21 protein-coding genes are annotated in these 22,750 nt (G+C 64.4%); 16 read left to right on the top strand and 5 right to left on the bottom strand.

Annotated elements, in window-relative coordinates; genetic code table 11:
- Positions 1 to 98: 98 nt before the first annotated feature.
- From KJP29_RS09720 to glpD, 3 genes are all read right to left on the bottom strand, one after another.
- Positions 99 to 2,246: a xanthine dehydrogenase family protein molybdopterin-binding subunit gene (locus KJP29_RS09720; protein ID WP_218463370.1), complete on the bottom strand. Its 2,148-nt coding sequence runs from the start codon at positions 2,244 to 2,246 to the stop codon at positions 99 to 101.
- A 1-nt stretch (position 2,247) separates the two neighbouring features.
- A complete protein-coding gene (locus KJP29_RS09715; protein ID WP_218463369.1) occupies positions 2,248 to 2,709 on the bottom strand; it encodes a (2Fe-2S)-binding protein in 462 nt (153 codons plus the stop codon).
- A gap of 320 nt (positions 2,710 to 3,029) precedes the next feature.
- The gene (gene glpD / locus KJP29_RS09710; protein WP_255553531.1) at positions 3,030 to 4,541 is read right to left on the bottom strand and encodes a glycerol-3-phosphate dehydrogenase; all 1,512 of its coding nucleotides are present in this window, start codon (positions 4,539 to 4,541) and stop codon (positions 3,030 to 3,032) included.
- Between the two features lie 69 nt (positions 4,542 to 4,610).
- Between glpD and KJP29_RS09705 the strand changes: the two genes are divergently transcribed.
- The 4 genes from KJP29_RS09705 (at position 4,611) to KJP29_RS09690 (ending at position 8,751) form a co-directional block, all read left to right on the top strand.
- Complete coding sequence (locus KJP29_RS09705) at positions 4,611 to 5,453, top strand: bifunctional allantoicase/(S)-ureidoglycine aminohydrolase (RefSeq protein ID WP_218463368.1); 843 nt, start codon at positions 4,611 to 4,613, stop codon at positions 5,451 to 5,453.
- A 247-nt stretch (positions 5,454 to 5,700) separates the two neighbouring features.
- The gene (locus KJP29_RS09700) at positions 5,701 to 6,711 is read left to right on the top strand and encodes a lysylphosphatidylglycerol synthase transmembrane domain-containing protein (protein ID WP_218463367.1); all 1,011 of its coding nucleotides are present in this window, start codon (positions 5,701 to 5,703) and stop codon (positions 6,709 to 6,711) included.
- A complete protein-coding gene (locus KJP29_RS09695) occupies positions 6,692 to 8,017 on the top strand; it encodes an FAD-binding oxidoreductase (RefSeq protein WP_218463366.1) in 1,326 nt (441 codons plus the stop codon). The genes KJP29_RS09700 and KJP29_RS09695 overlap by 20 nt, the downstream gene beginning before the upstream one ends.
- Positions 8,014 to 8,751 (top strand): SDR family oxidoreductase, encoded by a 738-nt coding sequence (locus KJP29_RS09690; protein ID WP_218463365.1) that lies wholly within the window; start codon positions 8,014 to 8,016, stop codon positions 8,749 to 8,751. Before KJP29_RS09695 ends, KJP29_RS09690 begins: the two co-directional genes overlap by 4 nt.
- A gap of 30 nt (positions 8,752 to 8,781) precedes the next feature.
- Here the strand turns inward: KJP29_RS09690 and KJP29_RS09685 are convergent, their stop codons facing one another.
- Positions 8,782 to 10,236 (bottom strand): UbiA family prenyltransferase, encoded by a 1,455-nt coding sequence (locus KJP29_RS09685; RefSeq protein ID WP_218463364.1) that lies wholly within the window; start codon positions 10,234 to 10,236, stop codon positions 8,782 to 8,784.
- A 2-nt stretch (positions 10,237 to 10,238) separates the two neighbouring features.
- Positions 10,239 to 11,267 carry a lytic transglycosylase domain-containing protein gene (locus tag KJP29_RS09680; RefSeq protein ID WP_255553528.1) on the bottom strand — a complete coding sequence of 343 codons (1,029 nt, stop codon included), beginning with the start codon at positions 11,265 to 11,267 and terminating at the stop codon, positions 10,239 to 10,241.
- Positions 11,268 to 11,624: 357 nt separating this feature from the next.
- On the opposite strand from KJP29_RS09680, the gene KJP29_RS09675 reads away from it, so the two are divergent.
- The 12 genes from KJP29_RS09675 to KJP29_RS09620 all read left to right on the top strand — a co-directional run bounded on the left by KJP29_RS09675 (position 11,625) and on the right by KJP29_RS09620 (position 22,747).
- Positions 11,625 to 11,816: a hypothetical protein gene (locus KJP29_RS09675; protein ID WP_218463363.1), complete on the top strand. Its 192-nt coding sequence runs from the start codon at positions 11,625 to 11,627 to the stop codon at positions 11,814 to 11,816.
- 43 nt (positions 11,817 to 11,859) lie between these two features.
- Positions 11,860 to 12,051: a Flp family type IVb pilin gene (locus tag KJP29_RS09670; RefSeq protein WP_218463362.1), complete on the top strand. Its 192-nt coding sequence runs from the start codon at positions 11,860 to 11,862 to the stop codon at positions 12,049 to 12,051.
- A 293-nt stretch (positions 12,052 to 12,344) separates the two neighbouring features.
- Complete coding sequence (gene cpaB, locus KJP29_RS09665) at positions 12,345 to 13,196, top strand: Flp pilus assembly protein CpaB (RefSeq protein ID WP_218463361.1); 852 nt, start codon at positions 12,345 to 12,347, stop codon at positions 13,194 to 13,196.
- 350 nt (positions 13,197 to 13,546) lie between these two features.
- Positions 13,547 to 14,989, top strand: a complete 1,443-nt coding sequence (locus KJP29_RS09660) for a type II and III secretion system protein family protein (RefSeq protein WP_218463360.1) — start codon at positions 13,547 to 13,549, stop codon at positions 14,987 to 14,989.
- Positions 14,990 to 14,992: 3 nt separating this feature from the next.
- Positions 14,993 to 15,658 (top strand): OmpA family protein, encoded by a 666-nt coding sequence (locus tag KJP29_RS09655; RefSeq protein ID WP_218463359.1) that lies wholly within the window; start codon positions 14,993 to 14,995, stop codon positions 15,656 to 15,658.
- Positions 15,659 to 15,950: 292 nt separating this feature from the next.
- Positions 15,951 to 17,228 (top strand): AAA family ATPase, encoded by a 1,278-nt coding sequence (locus KJP29_RS09650; protein WP_218463358.1) that lies wholly within the window; start codon positions 15,951 to 15,953, stop codon positions 17,226 to 17,228.
- A gap of 10 nt (positions 17,229 to 17,238) precedes the next feature.
- Positions 17,239 to 18,741, top strand: coding sequence for a CpaF family protein (locus KJP29_RS09645; protein WP_370630861.1), 1,503 nt, complete (start codon positions 17,239 to 17,241; stop codon positions 18,739 to 18,741).
- 5 nt (positions 18,742 to 18,746) lie between these two features.
- Positions 18,747 to 19,715 carry a type II secretion system F family protein gene (locus KJP29_RS09640; protein ID WP_218463357.1) on the top strand — a complete coding sequence of 323 codons (969 nt, stop codon included), beginning with the start codon at positions 18,747 to 18,749 and terminating at the stop codon, positions 19,713 to 19,715.
- A gap of 10 nt (positions 19,716 to 19,725) precedes the next feature.
- Positions 19,726 to 20,697, top strand: coding sequence for a type II secretion system F family protein (locus KJP29_RS09635; RefSeq protein ID WP_218463356.1), 972 nt, complete (start codon positions 19,726 to 19,728; stop codon positions 20,695 to 20,697).
- 191 nt (positions 20,698 to 20,888) lie between these two features.
- A complete protein-coding gene (locus KJP29_RS09630; protein ID WP_370630860.1) occupies positions 20,889 to 21,314 on the top strand; it encodes a tetratricopeptide repeat protein in 426 nt (141 codons plus the stop codon).
- A gap of 60 nt (positions 21,315 to 21,374) precedes the next feature.
- Complete coding sequence (locus KJP29_RS09625; RefSeq protein WP_218463355.1) at positions 21,375 to 22,238, top strand: lipopolysaccharide assembly protein LapB; 864 nt, start codon at positions 21,375 to 21,377, stop codon at positions 22,236 to 22,238.
- Positions 22,235 to 22,747: a prepilin peptidase gene (locus tag KJP29_RS09620; RefSeq protein WP_218463354.1), complete on the top strand. Its 513-nt coding sequence runs from the start codon at positions 22,235 to 22,237 to the stop codon at positions 22,745 to 22,747. Before KJP29_RS09625 ends, KJP29_RS09620 begins: the two co-directional genes overlap by 4 nt.
- Positions 22,748 to 22,750: the final 3 nt, after the last annotated feature.

The following is a 22,750-nucleotide window of genomic DNA, read 5'->3' as shown; positions in this document are numbered from 1 at the left end:
ATCCTGTGCGTCCCAACCTCACGATACCCTGAGCAGGGGGTGCGGGGGGCGCAGCCCCCCGCCTGCCGCGCGCGGCGCGAAGCGTCGCGCGCAACCCCTCAGGCGAACTCGATCCCGTCGTCGACCATCGGCAGGCGCATCACCCGCTTGCCCATGGCCGCATAGATCGCATTGGCCACCGCAGGTGCCGCCGGCGGCAGACCCGGCTCGCCGATCCCGGTCGGTGCCTCCGTCGACTGGACGATATGCACCTCGATCTCCGGCATGTCGGACATTCGGAGCGGCTCGTAGTCCGGGAAATTCGACTGGTCGACCTCGCCTTCCGTGAAGGTGATCTTCTGGCGCATGGCATGGCCAAGGCCATAGCCGATGGCCCCTTCCACCTGCGCCCGGATGACGTCCGGGTTTACCGCGACGCCCAGATCCACCGCGGCCACGATACGCTCGATCTTCACCTTGCCGTCGGTGACCGAAACCTCGGCCACCTGCGCCACGCGTGTGTTGAAGCTCTTGTGCACCGCGACACCGCGCCCCCGGCCCTCGGGCAGTTCGCCGCCCCAGCCCGCCTTCTCGGCGGCCAGGTTGAGCACCGCCAGCGTCCGCGGTTCATTGGCCAACAGCGTCTGCCGAAACTCCACCGGATCGCGCCCGGCGGCCTCGGCGGCCATGTCCATGGCGACCTCCATGGCGTAGCCGGAATGCGAATGGCCGACCGAGCGCCACCAGAGCACGCTCACCGGTGTCTCCATGTTGCGCAGGTCCACGGCGAAATTCGGAATGGTGTATTCCGTATCCGCCACGCCCTCGACCGAGAAGACGTCGACACCGTTCACCACCACCGCGTCGCCCATCGGCGTGCCCGTGAAGATAGACTTGGTCGCGATCGACGAATGCCAGGCATCGAGGTTGCCGTCCTCGGTCACCCCCGCCTTCACGCGATGCACCACCATTGGCCGGTAATACCCGCCTTTCACGTCGTCCTCCCGCGTCCAGACGAGCTTGACCGGGCGGCCATCACCCAGCGCGAGCGCGGCCATGGTCGCCTCGACCTCGTAGTCCGAGTTGAAGTTCGCACGACGCCCGAACGAGCCCCCGGCATAGACGGTCTCGATCGAAGTGTTCTCGGCCCCGACGCCCGACACCGCACCCACGGCGCCTTGCGTGACCGTGTGGAACTGGCAGCCGTCCCAGACCTGGCACTTGCCATCCGCGATCTGCACCACGCTGTTGAGCGTCTCCATCGGCGCATGCGCGAGGAAGGGGAAGTGGAACTCCGCCTCGATGGTCTTGGCCGCCGAGGCCAGGACCGCGGCCGCATCGCCTTCGGTCCGTGCGGGCAGGCCCTCGCCGTCCAGAGCGGCCAGATACTCGGCCTCCATGTCCGACGTCGACCGGGTCTCAGCATTGGCGAAGTCCCATTCGACGGCAAGCGCCTGACGCCCTTGCTCCGCCGCCCAGGTGTTGGTGGCATAGACCACGACGCCCATCGGCGTCTCCTTGACGTCGACGACACCCGGCACTTCGCGGGCCGCCGCATCGTCGAAGGACACGAGGGTGCCCCCGAACTTTGGCGAGCGTTGCATGACGGCATAGACGACGCCCTCGGGCATCACGTCCATGGCGAAGGTCGCGGTGCCCGTCGTCTTGGCCAGGCTGTCCTTGCGCGGGATATGGTCGGTGCCGATCAGGGTGAACTGGCTCGGGTCCTTGAGCACCGGGTTCGGCGTAGCGCCCTCTTTCACGAGCGCGGCCATCTCGCCGAAGGAGGCAGAGTGGTCGCCCGAAGAGAGCATGCCTTTCTCAACCGTGATCGTGCCCGCCTCGACACCCCATTCCTCGGCGGCCGCCATGACGAGCAGCGATTTCGCCGCCGCCCCCGCTTCCCTGTATTGCATGAAGCTGTTGGCGATGGCGGTCGACCCGCCCGAACCCTGCACGCCCATGAGCGTGTTCATGTAGGTCACGGTATCGGCGGGCGCGAATTCGATCTGGATCGTCTCCCAGTCGGCGTCCAGTTCCTCGGCCAGAAGCGTGGTGAGCCCGGTCGAGGTGCCCTGCCCCATCTCGAAATGCTTGAGGATCACGGTCACGGTGCCGTCACCGTCGATCCGGACGAAGGGGTTCGGTATGAACTCACCGCCATGGGCGGCGGCCCAGCTTCCCTTGGGGTTGATCCCGACGACCAGCGCGGCCCCTGCCGCGGCGGCCCCGGTCATGAAACCCCGGCGCGTTGTGCGAATGTTCATGTCATGCCTCCATTCGGCTGGATGCTTCGTGGATCGCGGCCCGGATGCGCGTATAGGTCGCGCAGCGGCAGACGTTGCCCCACATGTAATCGTCGATGGCCTGATCGTCGGGCTTGGGGTTCTCGGTCAGAAGACCCACCGCGCTCATGATCTGGCCCGACTGGCAGTAGCCGCATTGAACGACGTCGAGATCCTGCCATGCCGATTGCACCGCTTGCGCCACCGGACCTGACAGGCCCTCGATGGTGGTCACGGCGGCCTCACCCACGCTTCCGATGGGAGTCTGGCAGGCGCGGGTCGGCTCGCCGTCCACATGGACCGTGCAGGCCCCGCAGGACGCGACACCGCAGCCGAACTTGGTCCCGGTCATGCCGAGCACATCGCGGATCGCCCAGAGAAGCGGCATGTCCTCGGGCGCATCCACCTCATGCGCGCTTCCGTTGATGTTGAGTGTGATCGCCATTTGTTATGTTCCTCCCTGGTGCATCTACGTGCATCCGATTGCATCACCCGGCGCGGGTGAGTGATCAGGTCGTGACCCGGGCGCATCGTTTCATGTCCTCCCCGCGACGGTCCCTCCAAGAACCGTGCGAGCATGTGTCGGCACCAGGCTGATACAGGTCTCGACCTGACCACCGCCTTTGACGTTAGTCGCAGGATGTCAGGTCGGGGAAGCATTTCGGCAGATGAAGCTGTCCCGCAAACCCCATTTTCATTGGGGTATTGCGTCAATCACTCGTGCAAATTGCAAAAGCCAATGGGACAAGGGGGAAACGGGCAGTGTCAGCCGGTGGCGACGCGGGCCCTGTCCGGCGGTCCAGAGGCGATGCGCGCCATCGCATCATCGAGCATGACGACCGCCTCGGTATCCAGCCGAAGTCCGAGTTTCGACCTGCGCCAGAGCACGTCCTCGGCCGTTTGGGCGAACTCGTTGCGCATCAGGAATCGCACCTCCGCCTCGGTCAGGGTGGCGCCGAAATCCATGCCCAGCGCTTCGGCCGAGCTTGCGCCCGCAAGGATCGTTTCGGCATCGGTGCCATAACTCCGCAGGAGCCGCCGGGCCCAGCGTTCGGTCAGGAACGGATACTTCGCCCGCAGATCGGCGAGCATCGAAGGCAGGGCGCGCCGGTCGAAGGTGCCGCCGGGCAGAGGCGCCCGCGCGGTCCACGGCCCGCCGACCCCCATGAAGCCCAAGGCATTCTCGGCGAGCTTTCGGTAGGTGGTGAGCTTGCCCCCGAGCACGGTCAGAAGCGGCGCGGCGCTGTCATCGTAGTCGAGTTGGTAGTCGCGTGAAGCAGATCGGGCGTCGCCCTCGCCTTCGATCAAAGGTCGCACGCCGGAATAGGTCCAGACGACATCCTCGGTCGAGATCGGGGTCGCAAGGTAGCCGTTCACGAAATCGACCAGATAACGGACCTCCTCGGGCGAGCAGACCGCATGGCCCGCGTCACCCTTATGCTCGGCCTCGGTCGTGCCGATCAGGGTGAAGTCATCCTCGTAAGGAAGGAGGAAAACGATGCGCCCGTCGCCGCCTTGCAGGATATAGGGCTGGTCGTGCCCCGGCAGACGCGGAATGACGACATGGGACCCGCGCACCAGCCGCACCTTGTGCGACGCGCCCGTGGTCCGGCTGACCTCGCCCGCCCAGGGACCAGCGGCATTGACCAGCCTGCGGGCGAAAAGCGTCTCTACATGCCCGTCCCGCTCGACCTTGATCTCCCAATGGGCGGCGTGGCGCGTGACCGAGACGACCCACGCCCGGGTCAGGATGGTCGCGCCCCGTAGTGCCGCATCGCGGGCGTTCAGAACCACGAGCCGCGCGTCGTCCACCCAGGCATCGGAATACTCGAACCCGTATCGGAACTTCGGCGACAGGAGCTGCCCCGCGCGATGTGTGCGCAGGTCGATCCGTCGCGTCGGCGGCAGACCCCGCCCGCCCAATCGGTCGTAGAGAAACAGTCCGGCCCGCAACATCCAGTCGGGCCGAAGCCCGTCGTGATGCGGCAGCACGAAGCGCATGGGCCAGGCGATATGAGGCAGTGCCGCGAGCAGCTTCTCCCGCTCGGCGAGGCTCTCGCGCACGAGGCGGAACTCGTAGAACTCGAGATAGCGCAGCCCGCCGTGAATGAGCTTCGAGGAGGCCGAGGACGTCGCCTGCGCCAGATCCCCCATCTCGGCCAGCGTCACACGGAGCCCGCGCCCTGCGGCCTCCCGCGCGATCCCGCATCCGTTGACGCCACCCCCGATGACGAAAAGATCAACCGTCTCAACCATGTCTTCAATGTAGGGCGTCATGCTGCAGGTGCAAACAGTGCTCTTGGCTTGCGGGCGCGATTTGCCTATAGCAGACGGACTTGCAAGGAGATGACATTGGTACCGCGGTCCTATGCCACGCCGCCCGGGGGGCTTCCCCCGCAATCCGACCTGTTGTCGGGCGGCACCTCGAAAGCCGTATTCACCGAGGCCTACGCGGTCCTGCCGCGCGGGACGATGACCGACATCGTGCTGATCGCGCTTCCCTTCTGGGGAAACACGAAGGTCTGGGTCATTTCACGCCCGATGACCGGCTTCTCGGAAACCTTCTCGCACTACATTCTCGAGGTCGCCCCGGGTGGCGGCTCAGCCCGGCCCGAAACCAACCGCGAGGCGGAAGCGGTGCTCTTCGTGACCCGTGGCGAGCTTTGGGTAAAGACGGCGGACGAAGAGGTCCACCGCATGGGACCGGGCGGTTATGCCTATCTCCCGCCGGGCACCGACTACACGGTGGAAAACCTCGGGACCGAACCGGCCTTTTTCCACTGGATCCGCAAGCGTTATGACAGGGTCGAGGGCATCGACACGCCCGAGCCCTTCTTCACCAACGAACGTGACCACCCCCCGCACCCGATGCCCGGCACCGATGGCGCCTGGGCCACGACCCGTTTCGTGGACCCGCTCGACACCCGCCACGACATGCACGTGACCATCGTGGAATTCACCCCTGGCGCGGTAATTCCCTTCATGGAGACCCATGTGATGGAGCACGGTCTTTTCGTGCTGCAGGGCAAGGGGGTCTACCGGCTCAACCAGGACTGGGTCGAGGTCGAAGCGGGCGACTACATGTGGCTGCGCGCTTTCTGTCCGCAGGCCTGCTATGCCGCCGGGCCGGAGCCGTTCCGCTATCTGCTCTACAAGGACGTGAACCGCCACGCGGCGCTGCCGTTCTGAGGACCGAATTTCGCTTGCGCGAAATCCGGCTGTCCTTTTGTTAGTCGAATTTCGCTTGCGCGAAATCCGACCGGCTGGGAGGGCATCGCCATTGTCGCTCGGACCAATGGCGCAACAATGGCGATCCTCCCAGACCCTTCCGAAGTATTTATGAAGCAGTGAAGGCAGGCGGATTGCCGGGATTGGTCGTTTCGATTTGCGAAACAGCACCTTATTATCGCCCCAATCCGTCTCTAGATCGGGGCCAATGACGATGACCGAGTCCTCTTCGCCCGCGATGGCCCCCGGCAAGACCCGCAGATGGCGCGACCGCGCCTTGCTGGCGGGATTGATCCTGCTCGTCGTCGTGGGCCTGATCGGCGCGGCAGCGGCGACGGGGTGGGAGGAGACCAAGGCGCAGCTTCTGAAGCTGGCGCCATGGCAGTTCGCAGCACTTCTGGGACTGTCGCTCTTCAACTACGGCTTCCGGGCACTGCGCTGGCATGTCTTTGCGCGCAAGCTGGGCCTGCCCCTACGCCTCGCCACGAACGCGCTCCACTTTCTGGGTGGATTCGCGATGAGCGTGACACCGGGCCGGGTGGGCGAGCTTGTGCGGATGCGCTGGATCCGGCGTATGAGCGGCTGGCCCTTCGAGCGGACCGCGCCCCTCGTGCTCGTCGATCGGGCCTCCGACCTCGCCGCCATGGCGGTGATCCTGGGGCTCGCGCTCGCTTTCTCCACGACCGGCATCGCCGGGGGGATCCCGGTGACGATCCTCGCCCTTCTGGGTGCCTTCGTCGCCACGCGGCCCGCGATCCTATTGAAGCTCGCCACCACGGGTCATCGCCTCACCGGGCGGTTCGACCGGCTTTTCGCGCGCGTCCGTCGCGCCGCCCGGTCGCTCGAGGTGTTCTCGGCCCCCGCTCTCATGGGGCTCGCCACGGTGATCGGCCTGATCGGCTGGTTTGCAGAAGGCTACGCCTTTCACCTGCTCCTCGTCTGGATGGGCGCCGACATCGGCCTTGCCAAGGCGATCGCGATCTTCGTTTTCGCGACGCTTGCCGGTGGTCTCACCGGCGCGCCGGGCGGGGTTGGAGGAGCAGAGGCCGCGATGATCGCGCTTCTCAGCCTCGAGGGTGTCGGCCTCGAAACCTCGATCCCCGCCACCGCGATCATCCGCGTGACCACGCTCTGGTTCGCGATCCTGATCGGTCTCGTTCTTTTCCCAATCGCTGAAAAACAGTCGAAGACACACGAAAATGCTCTGGAAAACCACTGAATATGCCGCATGGGGCAATGTGCACAAGGCCAAGGGCGAGATCGCCCGACCCGAGCGCGCCGCCACCCTCGCCAAGATCCTCGAAGAGGCCCCCGCGCCGGCCTTCGGCAACCGACGCTCCTATGGCGACAGTCCCCTGAACGACGGGGGCCGCGCCATAGACATGACCCGGATGGACAAGATCATCGCCTTCGATCCCGCCACGGGCATCGTCGAGGTGGAGGCCGGGGTCACGCTGGCCGATCTCGTTCGTCTCTTCGCCCCAAAAGGCTGGATTCCGGCAGTCGTTCCGGGCACCGGTTTCGCCACCATCGGCGGTGCCATTGCCAACGACGTGCATGGCAAGAACCACCATGTCGAAGGCAGCTTCGGCGCGCATGTGCTGGCCGTCACGCTCATGTCCGGCGGCAAAAGGGTCACCGCGACCCCGGAGCGCAACAAGACGCTCTTTCGTGCCACGCTGGGAGGCATCGGCCAGACCGGCGTAATCCTGTCGGCGCGGCTCCAGATGAAGCCGACGCCCGGCCCCGCCATGCGTGTGTCGGAACGGCGCATCATGTCGTGGGAAGACCAGATCGAGGCACTCGAAGCCTCGACCGCCACTTATGCCGTGAGCTGGATCGACGTTCAGGCGAAAGGCGCCACCATGGGTCGCGGCATCCTCGAGGAAGCCGAACTGACCGACGCCCCGCTGCCCGCGCCCTCAAAGGCGAAATCGGTTCCCGTGGCCATCGGGCTCTTCTCCAACTCCCTCTTCGCGCGCGCCTTCAACGAAGGGTACTTCCGCCGCGTGCCAGAGGCAGGCCGGAACTCGGTCAAACGGCTGGAAGAGTTCTTCTTCCCGCTCGACAAGGTCCACGCGATGAACAAGCTCTATGGAAAGGGCGGATTTCATCAGTTCCAATGCGTGGTGCCGTCGGACCAGACCGAGGCCCTCGGACGGATGATGGGCAAGATCGCCCGCTCCGGCCTCGGCTCGCCGCTCGCCGTGCTCAAGCGCATGGGACCGGGCCGGGCCGGAATGCTGTCCTTCCCCATGGAGGGCTACACGCTCGCCGTTGATTTCCCCAATCGCGCCCGCGCCGTGAAGCTGATCGAGGAACTGGAGGCGATGACCGCTGAAGCCGGAGGGCGGCTCTACCTTGCCAAGGACAGTCTTGCCCCCGGCGAAACGATCAAGGGCATGTATCCGGAATGGCAGGACTGGGCCCGCGAGGCCGCCAAAGCCGATCCGGGTGGTGATCTCATGACGAACATGGTGCGAAGGCTCGGCCTGCGCCAGAGCGGAGAAGGAGCGGCGCAATGAATCAGACCTGGATCATTCTCGGCGCGACCTCTTCCATGGCCCGCGCCTTCGGCCGCGCCGTGGCCGAACAGGGCGCCCATGTCCTGCTCGCGGGCCGCGACATGGACGACCTGAATGGCGCCGCCGTCGATCTGACGGCACGAGGCGCCGCTTCGGCCAAGGCCGTTCGTTTCGACGCACGAGACGCAGCCACATTCACCCCCATCATCGAGGCCGCGCTCGCGCAGGACGGCATGATCAATGCCGCCGTCTTCGTGGGGTCGATGCCTGAGCAGTCTGCCATCGACGCCGATCCCGGCCTCATCGACGGCGTCGTGGCCGACAGTTACACCGGCCCTGCCAAGTTCCTGCAGGCGCTCGCCCCCCATATGGAGGCCCGCGCCGGCGGCACGGTCGTCGGCGTCGGATCCGTGGCGGGCGATCGGGGGCGGATCGGGAACTATGTCTATGGTTCGGCCAAGGCGGGTCTCGCGACCTATCTCTCAGGCCTGAGGAACCGGCTTACCCGCTCGGGTGGCCATGTGGTCACGGTGAAGCCCGGCTTCGTCGACACGGCGATGACTTGGGGGATCGAGGGGATGTTCCTCGTTGCCCCTCCGTCGAAGGTGGCCGAAGACATCCTGAAGGCGGTCGAGAAGAGGAAGGACGTGATCTACACACCCTTCTTCTGGCGCTACATCATGCTCATCATCCGGTCGATCCCGGAGCGGCTGTTCAAGAAGCTTTCGGTCTGATCCTGCCTGCGTCCCGCAATAGGGGAGGCGTCAGCCGATGACGCCGCCCATCCACGCCTCCCAAAGCCCTGCCGCCTGAAACATCAGCGCGAGCACGATCAGCATGAGACCGATCCCCCGCTTGTCGCGCAGCGCAAAGACGATGGGGTCATGGTCCATCCGGCCCTGATACCCAAGCCGCACCATCCGCACGAGCCACCAGGTGATCGGAACAAGGCACAGCCAGATGAGCCATTGCGTGGGATAGAGGCTCTCGGCCTGTTCGGTGAAGGAATAGAGCAGCCAGTTGATCAGCGCTGCTGCCACGCCCAGCACAGCGACATTGAGAAGGTCGCTCCGGTCGGGCTTGCCATAGCCCCGACCGGGCAGCCGCGCGTCCGTCTCGGCGAGCGTCACCTCGGTCAGACGTTTGACGCAGCCAAGCGTCAGGAAGGCCGGGAAGATGAAGACCAGCAGATAGCCCGAGACATATACCCCGCCCGCAAGCGCCCCGGCCACGACCCGGAGCGTATAGAGTGCTGCGAGCACCGCGATGTCGATCCAACGCATCCGTTTGAGCCGGAGCGAATAGGCGAGCGAGAGAGACATGTAGAGCAGGACCACGCCAAGGAAGGCGGGCGACAGCCAGAGCGCGATGAGCACCGCGACGAGTCCCGAGGCCAGCCCCGCCGCCATACCGCGCGCAATGGGCACGGCGCCGCTCGCGAAGGGACGGTGGCGTTTCTTGACGTGCAGGCGGTCGGCCTCGAGGTCGAGGAGGTCGTTCACCACATAGATCGAGCTCGCAGCCAGCGAAAAGGATGCCATGCCAAGAAGCGTGAGAAGAATGGTCGTCAGGCCGAAGTCATGTGCGGCCAGCAGCGGCACGAAGAGCAGGACGTTCTTCACCCATTGATGCGGTCGAAGCGCCTTGAGGATCTTCGCGGGCGCTTGCCCGCTTGCCACGCGGATCACCGGCTTGCCGGCGGCCTCCATCTTCCGCGCAGAAGCCTCGTCTCCCACCACGATGGCACGGCGGGCATGGGACCAGATCGCCATGTCCGCGGCTTCGTTCCCGGCGTAGTCGAACCCGCCTTCACCAAAGGCCTCGACCAGCGCCTGCGCCTTGGCCGTGCCCTTCAGGTTCCTGGTCGCGGTCGACGCGAGGACACGCGCCGACAACCCGTGATCCTGTGCGAGCCTTTGCACCAGCGCCTCGTTCGACGCCGAGGCGAGCACAACCTCGCGCCCCTCGGCCTGGGCCGTGCGGATCGCGGTCATCACGTCTTCATTGACCGGCATCAGATCGGTGCGCACCTGCCCCAGAGCCGCCAGCTCGGCCTTGAGCCGTGCCGGGTTGCGGATGTGGCGCACGGATGCAGACAGTGTGGCCCATGGATTTTGCCCCAGCCCCGCCCAGAAGGTCTCGAACAGCAAGTCCGTGCGCAGGAACGTGCCGTCCACGTCGAGAACGAGCGGCTTCTTCAACGTCAAGTCTATGTTCATTCTCAAATCCCGTTCACGGCAAAGACACAGCCGTCCGTCAGCAGTTCCGGCGGCGTGACGCAAAGCCCCCGCGCCACCCGCCAGGCGTTCAGAACCTTGGGCACATAGGCCCGCGTTTCAGCATAGGGCGGGACACCGCCGTTCGCGCCCACGGCCCCCTCGCCCGCGTTGTAGCCCGCGAGCGACAGGATCGCGTCACCTTGGAACTCGCCCATGAGCCAGTCCAGATAGGCGACGCCGCCCTTGATGTTCTGCGCCGGGTCCATGGCGTCGGCCACGCCGAACCGCGCGGCGGTATCAGGGATGAGCTGCATGATCCCCTGCGCGCCCTTTTCGCTTTCGGCCGTCGCGACACCGCCGCTTTCGACCGAAATGAGCGCGAGCACCAGCGCAGGCGAGATCGTGGTGCCCACGGTGGCCATGAGGATCTGCGGGCCATAGGCACGGGCAATGTCCTGCATGTGCTGAAGCCGGGGCGGATCGATCTGGCTGTCGGTTTCCAGAAGTCGGAGCGCGCGGGCCACGTTGACCGGGCCCCCGCCCTCGATGCTGGGCGACACGGTGCCCCAGAACCAGTCGAAGGGCATCGGGGCTGCGCCGGGCACCGGGTCCTCGGCCATGGGCGTGAGCGATGCGAGCCGGGCCTCGGCTTCGGCGCGGGCGGCGGCGCGCAGGCGTGCCTGTTCGTCAGGGTCGATCTGAACCGTGATACGCCCCGTGGTGCCCGCTGCGGGGGCGGCGATGCGCCGGAAGGTGAAGTCCGCCGGCGGCGCAGCGACGAAGCGCGGCCCGTCTGGTGGCAGCGCGGCCGCCGGGGGTTGGGCGACTTCGGCTGGCTGTTGTGCCCTCTCCTGGGCCACTTCAGGTGCACCGGGCTGGTTGGCCGCCTCCCACTCCTGCGTCACATCCCGCGTGGAGACCGCGCCCATCACGGGTGGCGGCAAGGCGCCCACGCCCTCCTCGTCCTGCGCGACCGCGGGGCCGGCAAGCAGGAACGCAACCCCCCAAAGAGTTACCAGAACGTCTCGCATTTTCGCGAAAACCTGTGCTGCTCGTCATTCTTCTTTTGACGCAGCATCGCAAATTCACGCGCTAAGGGCCAGTTTTTCCTTCGACCTTAAGTGATTCCCGCCTCACCGATCCCGGGAAACCTGTGTACGAACAAAAAAGTTAAAATAACTTTAATAGTATTTTCAGATACTTAAGTCATTAACGTCCGGTTTTCCAAGCCCGCCCAAAAACACCTAACCCTTGCCCAAATCCTGCCCAGATCGACCCGGATAAACGCATCATCCAAGCAGGGCAGCGGATCGGTTCACAGGCGGTTCGAGGGTTCTGACAAGGGTAGAAAAACTGACTAGCCAATGATCCTTTCGGAGGGACAAGAGATGAAACTGATCAAGCTTGCAAACAAATTCCGCGCTGAAGAAGACGGTGCGGTCACCGTTGACTGGGTGGTTCTGACCGCCGCCATCGTGGGCCTCGGCATTGCCGTTCTGACCTCGGTCTCCGGCGGCACCACGTCGCTCGCCGACAAGATCTCGTCGAACCTGTCGGCGATGACGATCATGACGCACTAAGCGTCGCGCCTTCAGACAACACTCATTCAATAGGACTAAAGACATGAAACTCATGAACTTCATCAAACGCTTCAACAAAGACGAAGACGGCGCCGTCACCGTGGACTGGGTCGTGCTGACCGCCGCCATCGTCGGCCTCGGCATCGCCGTTCTGACCTCGGTCTCCGGCGGCACCACGTCGCTCGCCGACAAGATCTCGTCGAACCTCTCGGCCATGACGATCATGACCCACTAAGGGTCACGCCTGATACCTCCGGAAACGGGCCGTGTCTGAACCAGATGCGGCCCTTTCCCAATTTTAGGACCAGCTACAGACCCGCGCGCGACATCACGCGGACAGCCGGAAAACCCAAGCCTCCGAGCCTGTCGTCGATTGTTGAGCATCCTGCGGGAAAAGGACATCAATTCACGCTTTGTCCAGATTTTCGCCGTATTCTTCCGGCAGACAGGGCGCAGAGACCACCGTTTGGACCATTTCACGACGCGCGGCGTCGCCGGGCCCGGTGATCGAGAGCGAAAGGAAACGATATGCGAGCAGTATTCGGACTTGTCCTGATCGTCGGGATCGGCCTTGCCGGCTTCGCCGTTTACATGGCCAAAGACTATATCGGCAACTATCAGGCCGCCCTGGCCGCCGAACGCGCGAACCGCGGACCCGAGATCGAGCTGACAGACGTCTATGTGGTCAACAACACGCTGGCCTATGGTGAACGCGTGACGGACGAAAACATCCGCATCGTGCAGTTCCCGACCGCCTCGCTGCCCGCCGGTGTCTTCTCGAACATCGATCAGGTCTTCCCGCAGGGCGAGAAACGCTTCCGCACGGTGCTCCGCTCGATGGACGCGAACGAAGTCCTCATGGAGACGAAGGTGACGGGAGCCGGCGAGGATGCTGGCGTGTCCGCCCGCCTCGCGTCCGGCATGCGCGCCTTCGCGATCAACGTGGACGTTGCCTCGGGCGTGTCGGGCTTTCTGCGCCCGGGCGACCGCGTGGACATCTACTGGACGGGCCGCTCGGTCAATGACAGCGTAACCACGCAGGACGTGACCAAGCTCATCCAGACGAACGTGCGCATCATCGCCATCGACCAGACCGCCGACCAGGACCGCGCGACGCCCACCGTGGCACGCACCGTCACGGTCGAAGCCGCCCCCGAGGTGGTCGCGACCCTCGCACAGGCGCAAGCCACGGGCCGCATGGCGCTCGCCCTTGTCGGAACACTCGACGAAACCGTGGTGGAAGCGGTGGAAGTCGACCAGAACTCGCTCCTCGGCATCGAGGAGACCAAGGTGGAAGCGCCAGTGGCCGAGGAGAAATGCACGATCCGCACCCGCAAGGGCAACGAGATCGTGGAAGTCCAGATCCCCTGCCCGTCCTGAAGGCGAAGCGACAAAAGTACAGAGGGGCGATCCGACCGGGTCGCCCTTGGCTTTTCCAACAGCCACGTCCCGCACGACCAATATCCGACCGGCCGCAGCTGGCAGATCAAAAGACGCCGCGAGAGACACAGATCCGCAGGAAAATTGGCCCTCAAGCCCTTGATTCTTGCAAAAAAGCTTTTTGTGCCGCATGTTGCCGGCACTATGGGGCGAATGATCCGGGCTAACCCGGGCGAAAGACCCTGAACAGGCGGCGTCCCGAGGGACGTGAATTGAAACCGGGATCTTGGCTAAGGCTTTGAAAACACCGGGTAACGAGCAGTATGACGTGATCAGAGAGGCAGGATCACATGGGATTTGACCGTTTTCTGAAGGCCGCCCTCACGGGGTTTGCACTCTGCGTGGCAAGCGTGCCGACCGCAACCAAGGCGCAATCGCTCAGGATCATGGATGGTGGCGTCGCGGACACACTCAATGTCCCCATGAACCGGGCCGTGGTCGTCGAAAGCGACTCGCCTTTCGCGGAAATTTCCATCGCGAACCCGGGCATCGCCGATATCTCGACCCTCTCGGATCGCACCATCTATGTGCTTGGCAAGAACCAGGGGCGCACAACGCTGACCCTTCTGGGCGTCGATGGATCGCTGATCGCCAACGTCGAAGTGCAGGTCACGCCGGACCTCTCCGAGTTCAAGGAGCGCCTGCGCCAGATCCTGCCGGGCGAGCCAATCGAGGTGCGCACCGCCAATGACGGCATCGTGCTCTCGGGCACCGTCAGCTCCATCGCCGCGCTCGACCGTGCGCTTGATCTGGCCAACCGCTATGCGCCCGACAAGGTGTCGAACCTGATGTCGGTCGGCGGCACGCAGCAGGTCATGCTGAAGGTCCGCTTCGCCGAGATGCAACGCTCGGTCACGAAATCTCTGTCCGCCTCCATGGGCGTGGGTGGCACGGTACCCGGCACCGGCCCGCTCGGTGGTCTGGGCTCGACACTGGGAACAGGCGCATTGGCGAGTTCCGGCGCGCTCGACGCGGCAAGCGCCGGCGACCTCATCAACACCGGAAACGACCGGACCGGCGCCTTCACCTTCGGCTTCAATGCCGGCGCCCTGCAGTTCGCCGTCATGCTGGAAGCCCTTGAAAGCAAAGGGATGGTGCGCACCCTGGCGGAACCGAACCTGACCGCGCTGTCGGGACAGGAAGCGAGCTTCCTGGCCGGTGGCGAATACCCGGTGCCCTCCTACGCGGGTACTTCGGGCGCTATCGTCATCGAATACAAGCCCTTCGGTGTCGAACTCTCCTTCACCCCCCGAGTGGTGGATCAGGACATCATCAACCTTGAAATGACCGCTGCCGTGTCGGGGCTCGATACCTCGGTCACGGTGGGCGAAGGCATCCAGGTGTCGTCCTTCCGTCGTCGCGAGACGGCGACCACGGTGGAACTGCGCGACGGGCAGAGCTTTGCCATCGCAGGACTTCTGCAGGACGACTTCCGGGATCTTTCGGGACAGGTGCCGTGGCTGGGCGACGTGCCGGTGCTGGGCGCGCTCTTCCGTTCGGCCGATTACGAGCGGTCGCAGTCGGAACTGGTCATCATCGTGACGCCGCATCTCGTGACCCCCACAAGGGGCGAGGCGCTGGCGCTGCCCACCGACCGGATCAAGCCGCCGAGCGAGGCCGACCTCTTCCTGCACGGGCGCACGGCCGCTCCGAACCGACCCACAACTGGCGCGGCAGGCGAAGTGGCGCGGCAGGATTTCACCGGCTCCTACGGCTATGTGATGGAGGACTGAGCGATGGCCCTTTCGACGACACCCAGACTCATCGCCGCCGCCTCGGCCATCGCGCTTTTGGCCGCCTGCGATCCCGCGGCACTCGACCGCGAGGCGGGCGCGGACATCTTTGATGCGAGCTTTGGTGAGAGCACGCGCAACAACTACCTGATCCACACCGGGCAGTTGAGCCATGTCGTGAGCCTCGCCCAGCGCTTCAACCGCGAGGTGCCGGACACGATCAACTTCGCCTTCAATTCGGCCGCAATCGACGCGACAGCGGCGCGCATCCTCGACCAGCAGGCGCATTTCATCCGGCAATTCCCCGAAGTCACCTTCCGGGTTTACGGACACACCGACCTCGTGGGATCGGACGCCTATAACCGCCAGCTCGGGCTGCGCCGGGCACAGGCCGTGGTCAACTACTTCTCCGCACGCGGCATTTCCAAGTCGCGGCTCGAGGCGGTCGTGTCCTTTGGCGAGACGCAACCGCTGATCCAGACCCAGAACCCGGAAGAACGCAACCGCCGCACCGTGACCGAGGTTTCGGGCTTCGTGCAGGATGCACCCCTGATCCTGAACGGCAAATACGCCGAGGTCATCTTCCGCGAATACGTCAACAGCGCTGCCCCCGCCCCGGCGGTCCAGGGCGGGCTGGGCGAGCTCACGGCGGGCGCCAGCGGCGGCTGATCTGCCCACCCGCGAGGGGCGCTGTCGGAACAGGACTACAAGGATCCGTGACCGAAAGGCGCGGATCTTTTTCTTGTTCCCGCCTGCGAAACAGCCCGGTGCGAATACCCGCTATCGTCCCAATTCACCGCATAATTTGACGGGTTGCGCCAAAATGCTGCCCCGTTTGGCTGCGAGTTTCAGTCTTGGGAGCAGACCGTCCGGCGTCGAGTCGGACGGCATCCGACCGGAGCGCCACAAGGCGTTGGCCGCAAGAGGCCACCGGCGGGTTGTGAGTGAGAAGGAAGACGGCATGAGTGGTAGCCCCCTCGCCCTTGAACAGGATCCTGCGCCGATCGTCGCTTGCACGATTTCGCGCGACGTGCAGGCGTTCGATCTCCTGATCGAGGACATGGAAGCCGAAATGGGCGAAGCCTGGGGTGACCTGTCACTCGAGGACGCCTTCACCTTTTTCGAACAACCAGAAAGCGCCGATCTCGAATTCGTGGCCATCGCCATGGACGAGGAGGACGAACCCAACCTCGCCAAGATCGCCGAAGTCATCCGCCAGGCCACCGCGCGCAACATCAAGGCGCTCGTCATCGCGGAAGAGGTCAGCCCCATCGCCCTGCACCAGCTGCTCAAGGTGGGCGCCGAGGAATTCATTCCCTACCCGCTTCCCGATGGCGCGCTGCACGAGGCCATCGTCCGGCTGCGCACGCCCGAAGTGGTCGAGCCACCGCCGCCGCCCGTGGTCGAGGCACCGCGCGGTCCCGCCGTGTCGGAAACCGACCGCGAGGGTGTGCTGATCGCCGTCCAAGGGCTCGCCGGGGGCACCGGGGCCACGACGCTTGCCGTGAACCTCGCCTGGGAGCTTGCGACCATCGCGAAGGTTGACGGCCCGCGTGTCTGTCTGATCGACCTCGATCTGCAGTTCGGCAGCGTGTCGACCTATCTCGACCTGCCACGCCGCGAGATGATCTACGAACTGCTGAGCGATACCTCGTCGATGGACGACGACAGCTTCATGGCCGGGCTCCTGACCTTCAACGAGCGCCTTCACGTCTTCACCTCCCCCGCCGACATGTTGCCGCTCGACATCGTGTCGTCGGAGGACATCATGGCGGTGATCGCCAAGGCGCGCGCGAATTTCGACTTCGTGATCGTGGACATGCCCACGACCGTGGTGCAATGGACCGAAAGCGTGCTCACGGCGGCTCATGTCTATTTCGCGACCATCGAACTCGACATGCGCTCGGCGCAGAACACCCTGCGGATGATCCGGGCCCTGAAGTCAGAAGAGCTTCCGCACGAAAAGCTGCGCTATGTGCTGAACCGGGCGCCGAAGTTCACCGACATCAACGGCAAGGGGCGTGTGAAGCGTCTGGCCGACAGCCTCGACATCAAGATCGACGTGCAGTTGCCGGACGGGCTCAAGCCCGTGGTGCAGGCGGGCGACCACGGTGTTCCGCTGGCCGAAGCCGCGACCAAGAACCCCCTTCGCAAGGAAATCCAGAAACTCGCCCAACAGCTTCATGCGATCAGCGCGCCGGAGGCGGCGGTCGCGAAGAAGAAGAAAAAGGCGAAGTAGGAGCTGACCAGTGTTCTCCAAGTACAAAAAATCCGGTTCCGGCCCCGCGAAACTGCCAGGGGCAGCGCCCCGCCTCGAAACCATCGAGGGCGGTGCGAAACCTGCGGCCCCGGCCCCGAAACCGACCGCCGTGCCCACTGCTGAAGCCCCCGCGCGTTCGGCCAAGCCCCTGATGGGCGCGCGCCCGGCGAACCCCAAGGTGGCCGCTGCGCCGACGCCCGAGGACAAGGAAAAGAAGCGCAAGGAACGGCTGATGGAAATCAAGGTCGAGCTGCACAAGCAGTTGCTCGACAGCCTGAACCTCGCAGCGCTCGAAACCGCGCAGGAGAAAGAGCTCCGCGCCGAGATCCAGGCCATCGCCTCGGAAGCGTTGGCCGAGATGAACGTGGTTCTCAACCGCGATGAACGGCAGGTGCTGGTCGCCGAGCTTTTCGACGAGGTGACCGGGCTCGGTCCGCTCGAGCCGCTTCTGAAAGACGACAGCATCAACGACATTCTGGTGAACGGGCCGAAGCAGGTCTTCGTCGAACGGGCGGGCAAGCTCACCCTGACCGATGTGACCTTCAAGGACGAACGCCACCTGCTGCGCATCATCGACAAGATCGTCTCGGCGGTGGGCCGGCGCGTCGATGAACAGAACCCGGCGGTCGACGCCCGTCTGGCGGACGGATCGCGCTTCAACGCCATGGTGCCGCCGATTGCGGTCGACGGCTCGCTCGTCTCGATCCGGAAATTCAAGAAGGACAAGCTCGGGATCAACGACCTCGTCCAGTTCGGCGCTTTCTCCGAGGAGATGGCCGCCTATCTTCAGGCCGCCGTTGCCTGCCGTCTGAACGTGATCGTCTCGGGCGGGACCGGCTCGGGCAAGACGACGACGCTCAACGCGCTCTCGTCCTTCATCGACAACTCGGAACGCATCCTGACCATCGAGGATACGGCGGAACTTCAGCTGCAACAGACCCACGTGGGCCGGATGGAAAGCCGCCCGGCAAACGTCGAGGGCAAGGGTGCCGTGACCCAGCGCGACTGTCTCAAGAACGCGCTTCGGATGCGCCCGGACCGGATCATCGTCGGCGAGACGCGCGGCGAGGAGGTCATCGACATGTTGCAGGCCATGAACACGGGCCACGATGGGTCCATGACCACGATCCACGCCAACTCCGCCCGCGACGGGATCTCCCGCCTCGAGAACATGGTCGCCATGGCCGGGATCGAAATGCCGCTCAAGGCCGTGCGCTCGCAGATCGCAAGCGCCGTCAACCTTCTCGTGCAGGCCTCGCGCCTTCAGGACGGCTCGCGCCGCATGGTATCGATCACCGAGATCACGGGCATGGAGGGCGACGTCATCTCGATGCAAGAGGTGTTCCGCTACCAGCGCATGGGTCTGACCCCGGAAGGCAAGATCATCGGGCGCTTCACCGCCACCGGCGTGCGGTCGCATTATTCGGAACGGTTCCGTCAGTGGGGATACGATCTTCCCCCGTCGATCTTCGAACCCATGGCTGCGGAGTAACGCCGATGCCGTTTTCATCGGATCTCATCATCTACGGCGTGATCTTCGTCGCCGTGCTCGTGCTGGTCGAAGGCATCTATCTGACGGTCTTCGGCAAGTCGATTTCCTTGAACAGCCGCGTCAACCGCCGTCTCGACATGCTCGAGAAGGGCACGCGGCGCGAACAGGTGCTGGAACAGCTTCGCAAGGAGATGCACCAGCACATGGACGCCAAGGGGCTGCCGCTTTACTCGCTGTTGGCGGAGAAGGCGCAGAAAGCCAACATCGCCTTCACGCCCAAGCAGATCATGATGCTCATGGCCGGGCTTTCCGTCGTGGCCTATGTGGGCCTCTCGGTCGGCACCTCGGCCGGGCTTGGCGTGCGCATCCTTCTGGGCGTCGCGATGGGCATTGGCGGCGTCTATGTCTGGATCAACGGCAAGGCAAAGAAGCGCATGTCGATGTTCGAGGAGCAGCTTCCCGACGCGGTCGAGCTCATGGTGCGCAGTCTGCGTGTCGGACACCCTTTCACCTCTGCCATCCAGATCGTAGCCAAGGAAGTGCCCGATCCGCTGGGCACAGAAATGGGCGTCATCGCGGACGAGGCCGCCTATGGCCGCGACATGGGCGAGGCGTTGAAGGCCATGGCCGAACGCATGGACATGCAGGATCTTCGCTTTCTCGCCGTGGCCGTGACGATCCAGCAAACGTCTGGCGGCAACCTGGCCGAGATCCTCGATGGCCTGGCCAAGGTGATCCGCTCGCGCTTCAAGCTCTTCCGCCGGGTCAAGGCGATCACGGCCGAGGCGAAATGGTCGGGCACCTTCCTGTCGGGCTTTCCGATCCTCGCCATCGTGATGATCAACGTGATCCAGCCCGGCTATTACGACGAGGTGAAGGAAACCGGGGCCTTCATCCCTGCCGCGCTCGTCTGTTTCGGTTTTCTCGTGGCGAACTACTTCGTCATGAAGATGCTCACCAACATCAAGGTCTGAGGACGGAACGATGCTCGACACCCTGAATCAGATCCTGATCGACAGGTTCGGCCCCTTCGGCCCGCTGATGGCGATGGGCGGCCTTGGCCTTCTGCTGATCGTGGGCACCATTCCCTTCATGCTGAAGAAGGAAGAAGACCCGCTCACCAAGCTCAAGAAACAGCGGGACATGAAGCCCGAGGACCACATTGCGCTGCGCAAGAAGCAGGGCGGCATGGGCGACAAGCTCGAGAAATACAAGGCCTTTCTCGAACCGCAGGACAAGGAGGAATACTCCGCCCTGCAGTTGAAGCTCTTGCAGGCGGGTTACCCCGGCAAGAATGCGGTGCGCACCTTCCACTTCTTCCAGTTCACCCTGGGGATCGGCATGCTCGTGCTCGGCGTGCTCTATGCTTGGCTGGTGAACGCCGAAGACGTCTCGACCCAGAAGACGATGCTGACCGTGATCGTGCCCGCCGGTGTGGGGTATATGGCCCCGAAATACTGGATCACCCGCCGGGTCGAGGCCCGGAAGGAAGAGATCGTCAACGGTTTCCCCGACGCGCTCGACATGATGCTCGTCTGCGTGGAAGCCGGTCAGTCGCTCGACCAGTCGATCATCCGGGTGGCGCGCGAAATCCGTGCCGGCTATCCGGCGCTGGCCGATGAGTTCGAGATCGTCGCGCAGGAGGTGAAGGCCGGCAAGGACCGTATCCAGGTGCTGCGCGACATGGCCGAACGGGCCGGCGTGCCCGACGTGGCCTCCTTCGTCACGGTGCTGATCCAGTCTTCGACCTTCGGCACCTCGATCGCGGAATCGCTTCGGGTCTATGCGGGCGAAATGCGCGACAAGCGCGTGATGCGGGCCGAGGAAAAGGCCAACACGCTCCCCACCAAGATGACGCTCGCGACGATGTTGCTCACCGTGCCGCCGCTTCTCATCATCCTCATTGGCCCGTCGGTCTACGAGGTGTATAAGACCCTCAAGAGCGTTAGCTTCTGAGCCAACCCGAACCCCGGCGCGGCTCCTACGAAAAGGGCCGCGCCATCGGGCACCATCGCATCCTCACGGCACTCGCCGTTCTGACCCTCGCCGCCTGTTCCGACACCGGGACGGGGCTGGGGAACCGTGGCGGGAACGCCTATGCGCCCGATGCGCGGGTCGGCGGGGAAGACAGCGTCGACGGGTTGATCGTGGGCCACCGGCTCATGGACGCGGGCGAATACGAACTGGCGCTCAAGGCCTATCTGCGTGCCGCCGCCGAGGACGGCATCTCGGTCGATACCTTGTCAGCGATGGGATCGGCCAACTTGCGACTGGGGCGCCTCGGTCAGGCCGAAACGCTTCTTCGGCAGGCCGTCGAGAAGGACGGGACCTTCGCTCCGGCCTGGAACAACCTGGGTGTCGTTCTGATCGAAACCGGGCAGATCGGCGAGGCCGTGCGCGTGTTCAAGATCGCCTTCGGAGCGGACAGTGGCAAATCGGACTCCATCCGCCAAAACCTTGAACTTGCGCTCGCAAAGCAACAGAACCTCGCATATGATGAGCCTGTAAAAGAGGCGGAATTCGCCCTGATGCGTCGTGGGCGCGGGGATTATCTCCTGCTCGGGACGCAGTAGACGCCGAACAATCGGCGCACTTCAGGGAGCCTTCCGGGAGCAGGTAAAGGACGCAGGCATATGCGCCATCCATTCGTGATTTCACTCGCCGCGGCGAGCCTTCTGGCGCTTGGCGCCTGTCAGGAACAGATGTCCGACGAAGAAGTCGAGCGCGCCGTCGCCGATGTGAACGTCATCGACGAGTCGAACCTCAACGACATCATGCTGACGGTCGGCGACCCCAATGAGGCGGTCGCCTATTTTCAGCGCACATCGGCCCAACACCCCGAACGCATGGACCTCAAGCGTGGTCTCGCGAAGTCGCTGATCAAGGCCAAGAAGCCAGGCGAAGCGGCACGGGTCTGGGAAGAAGTCGCCAATTCACCCGAAGGCACGGCGGAAGACCGGGTCGAACTGGCCGACGCCTTCATCCGGGCTGGCGATTGGGCCCGGGCGAAGTCCGAACTGAACCGGATCCCGCCGACGCATGAGACCTTCGGGCGCTACCGGCTCGAGGCGATGGTGGCGGACAGTGAACAGAACTGGTCGAAGGCCGACAGCTTCTACCAGACGGCCGTGGGTCTGACCACGCAGCCGGCCGGAACGCTCAACAACTGGGGCTTCTCCAAGCTCACGCGCGGGGACTACGGCGGGGCCGAGAAACTCTTCGGCGAGGCCCTGACCTATGACCCGTCGATGTTCACCGCCAAGAACAACCTCGTCATGGCGCGGGGCGCGCAGGGCAAATACGACATGCCCGTCATCGACATGAGCCAGATCGAGCGCGCGCAACTCTTGCACACGCTGGCCCTCGCCGCGATCAAGCGGGGCGACGTCGTCATGGGCAAGACGCTTCTGCAGGAAGCCATCGACACCCATCCGCAGCATTTCGAGGAAGCCGTGCGCGCGATGCGGGCCCTCGACGCGAACGTGTCTGCCGGATGAGCGCGCAGGACAGTTTCGTCGCCCTCGTCTTCCTGCCCTTCGTGATCCCGATCGCGGCCTGGGTGGCGATGAGCGACCTTTCCACAATGAAGATCCGCAACAAGGCGGTCATGGCGCAGTTCCTCGTCTTCGCGGTCATTGGCGCTGGCCTCGTGCTCTATGGCGCCTGGGACTGGATGACCTATGGCTGGCGTTACGTGCATCTTCTCGTGGTGCTGATCCTTGGCTTCGTGATGAACGCGGTCGGGCTTCTGGGTGCGGGTGACGCGAAATACGCCGCCGTCATGGCGCCCTTCATCGCGCTCGGGGACCTTGGCAGCTTCGCCTTCATGTTCGCCGCCGTAATCCTTCTGGGTTTCGTCTTTCACCGCACGGCCAAGCGGATCGGACCGATCCGCCGGGCCACACCGCATTGGGAGAGCTGGGAACGCGACGATTTCCCGATGGGCCTCTGCCTTGGCACCATGATGGTGCTGTACCTCGTCTGGGCAGGGCTCACCGGGCAATAGTAG

Source organism: Maritimibacter sp. DP1N21-5 (assembly GCF_019218295.1).
In the GTDB taxonomy this organism is placed as follows: Bacteria; Pseudomonadota; Alphaproteobacteria; order Rhodobacterales; family Rhodobacteraceae; genus Maritimibacter.
This window is presented reverse-complemented; position numbering and strand designations above follow the sequence as displayed.

Excerpts from the sequence above, each read along its gene's own strand:
- KJP29_RS09690 (WP_218463365.1), top strand. The coding sequence starts at position 8,014 with ATGAATCAGACCTGGATCATTCTCGGCGCGACCTCTTCCATGGCCCGC.
- KJP29_RS09660 (WP_218463360.1), top strand. The coding sequence starts at position 13,547 with ATGGGATTTGACCGTTTTCTGAAGGCCGCCCTCACGGGGTTTGCACTC.
- KJP29_RS09620 (WP_218463354.1), top strand. The coding sequence starts at position 22,235 with ATGAGCGCGCAGGACAGTTTCGTCGCCCTCGTCTTCCTGCCCTTCGTG.
- KJP29_RS09655 (WP_218463359.1), top strand. The coding sequence starts at position 14,993 with ATGGCCCTTTCGACGACACCCAGACTCATCGCCGCCGCCTCGGCCATC.
- KJP29_RS09715 (WP_218463369.1), bottom strand. The coding sequence starts at position 2,709 with ATGGCGATCACACTCAACATCAACGGAAGCGCGCATGAGGTGGATGCG.
- KJP29_RS09675 (WP_218463363.1), top strand. The coding sequence starts at position 11,625 with ATGAAACTGATCAAGCTTGCAAACAAATTCCGCGCTGAAGAAGACGGT.
- KJP29_RS09705 (WP_218463368.1), top strand. The coding sequence starts at position 4,611 with ATGACATTGGTACCGCGGTCCTATGCCACGCCGCCCGGGGGGCTTCCC.
- KJP29_RS09635 (WP_218463356.1), top strand. The coding sequence starts at position 19,726 with ATGCTCGACACCCTGAATCAGATCCTGATCGACAGGTTCGGCCCCTTC.
- glpD (WP_255553531.1), bottom strand. The coding sequence starts at position 4,541 with ATGACGCCCTACATTGAAGACATGGTTGAGACGGTTGATCTTTTCGTC.
- KJP29_RS09700 (WP_218463367.1), top strand. The coding sequence starts at position 5,701 with ATGACGATGACCGAGTCCTCTTCGCCCGCGATGGCCCCCGGCAAGACC.
- KJP29_RS09680 (WP_255553528.1), bottom strand. The coding sequence starts at position 11,267 with ATGCGAGACGTTCTGGTAACTCTTTGGGGGGTTGCGTTCCTGCTTGCC.
- KJP29_RS09625 (WP_218463355.1), top strand. The coding sequence starts at position 21,375 with ATGCGCCATCCATTCGTGATTTCACTCGCCGCGGCGAGCCTTCTGGCG.
- KJP29_RS09720 (WP_218463370.1), bottom strand. The coding sequence starts at position 2,246 with ATGAACATTCGCACAACGCGCCGGGGTTTCATGACCGGGGCCGCCGCG.
- KJP29_RS09640 (WP_218463357.1), top strand. The coding sequence starts at position 18,747 with ATGCCGTTTTCATCGGATCTCATCATCTACGGCGTGATCTTCGTCGCC.
- cpaB (WP_218463361.1), top strand. The coding sequence starts at position 12,345 with ATGCGAGCAGTATTCGGACTTGTCCTGATCGTCGGGATCGGCCTTGCC.
- KJP29_RS09695 (WP_218463366.1), top strand. The coding sequence starts at position 6,692 with ATGCTCTGGAAAACCACTGAATATGCCGCATGGGGCAATGTGCACAAG.
- KJP29_RS09685 (WP_218463364.1), bottom strand. The coding sequence starts at position 10,236 with ATGAACATAGACTTGACGTTGAAGAAGCCGCTCGTTCTCGACGTGGAC.
- KJP29_RS09670 (WP_218463362.1), top strand. The coding sequence starts at position 11,860 with ATGAAACTCATGAACTTCATCAAACGCTTCAACAAAGACGAAGACGGC.
- KJP29_RS09650 (WP_218463358.1), top strand. The coding sequence starts at position 15,951 with ATGAGTGGTAGCCCCCTCGCCCTTGAACAGGATCCTGCGCCGATCGTC.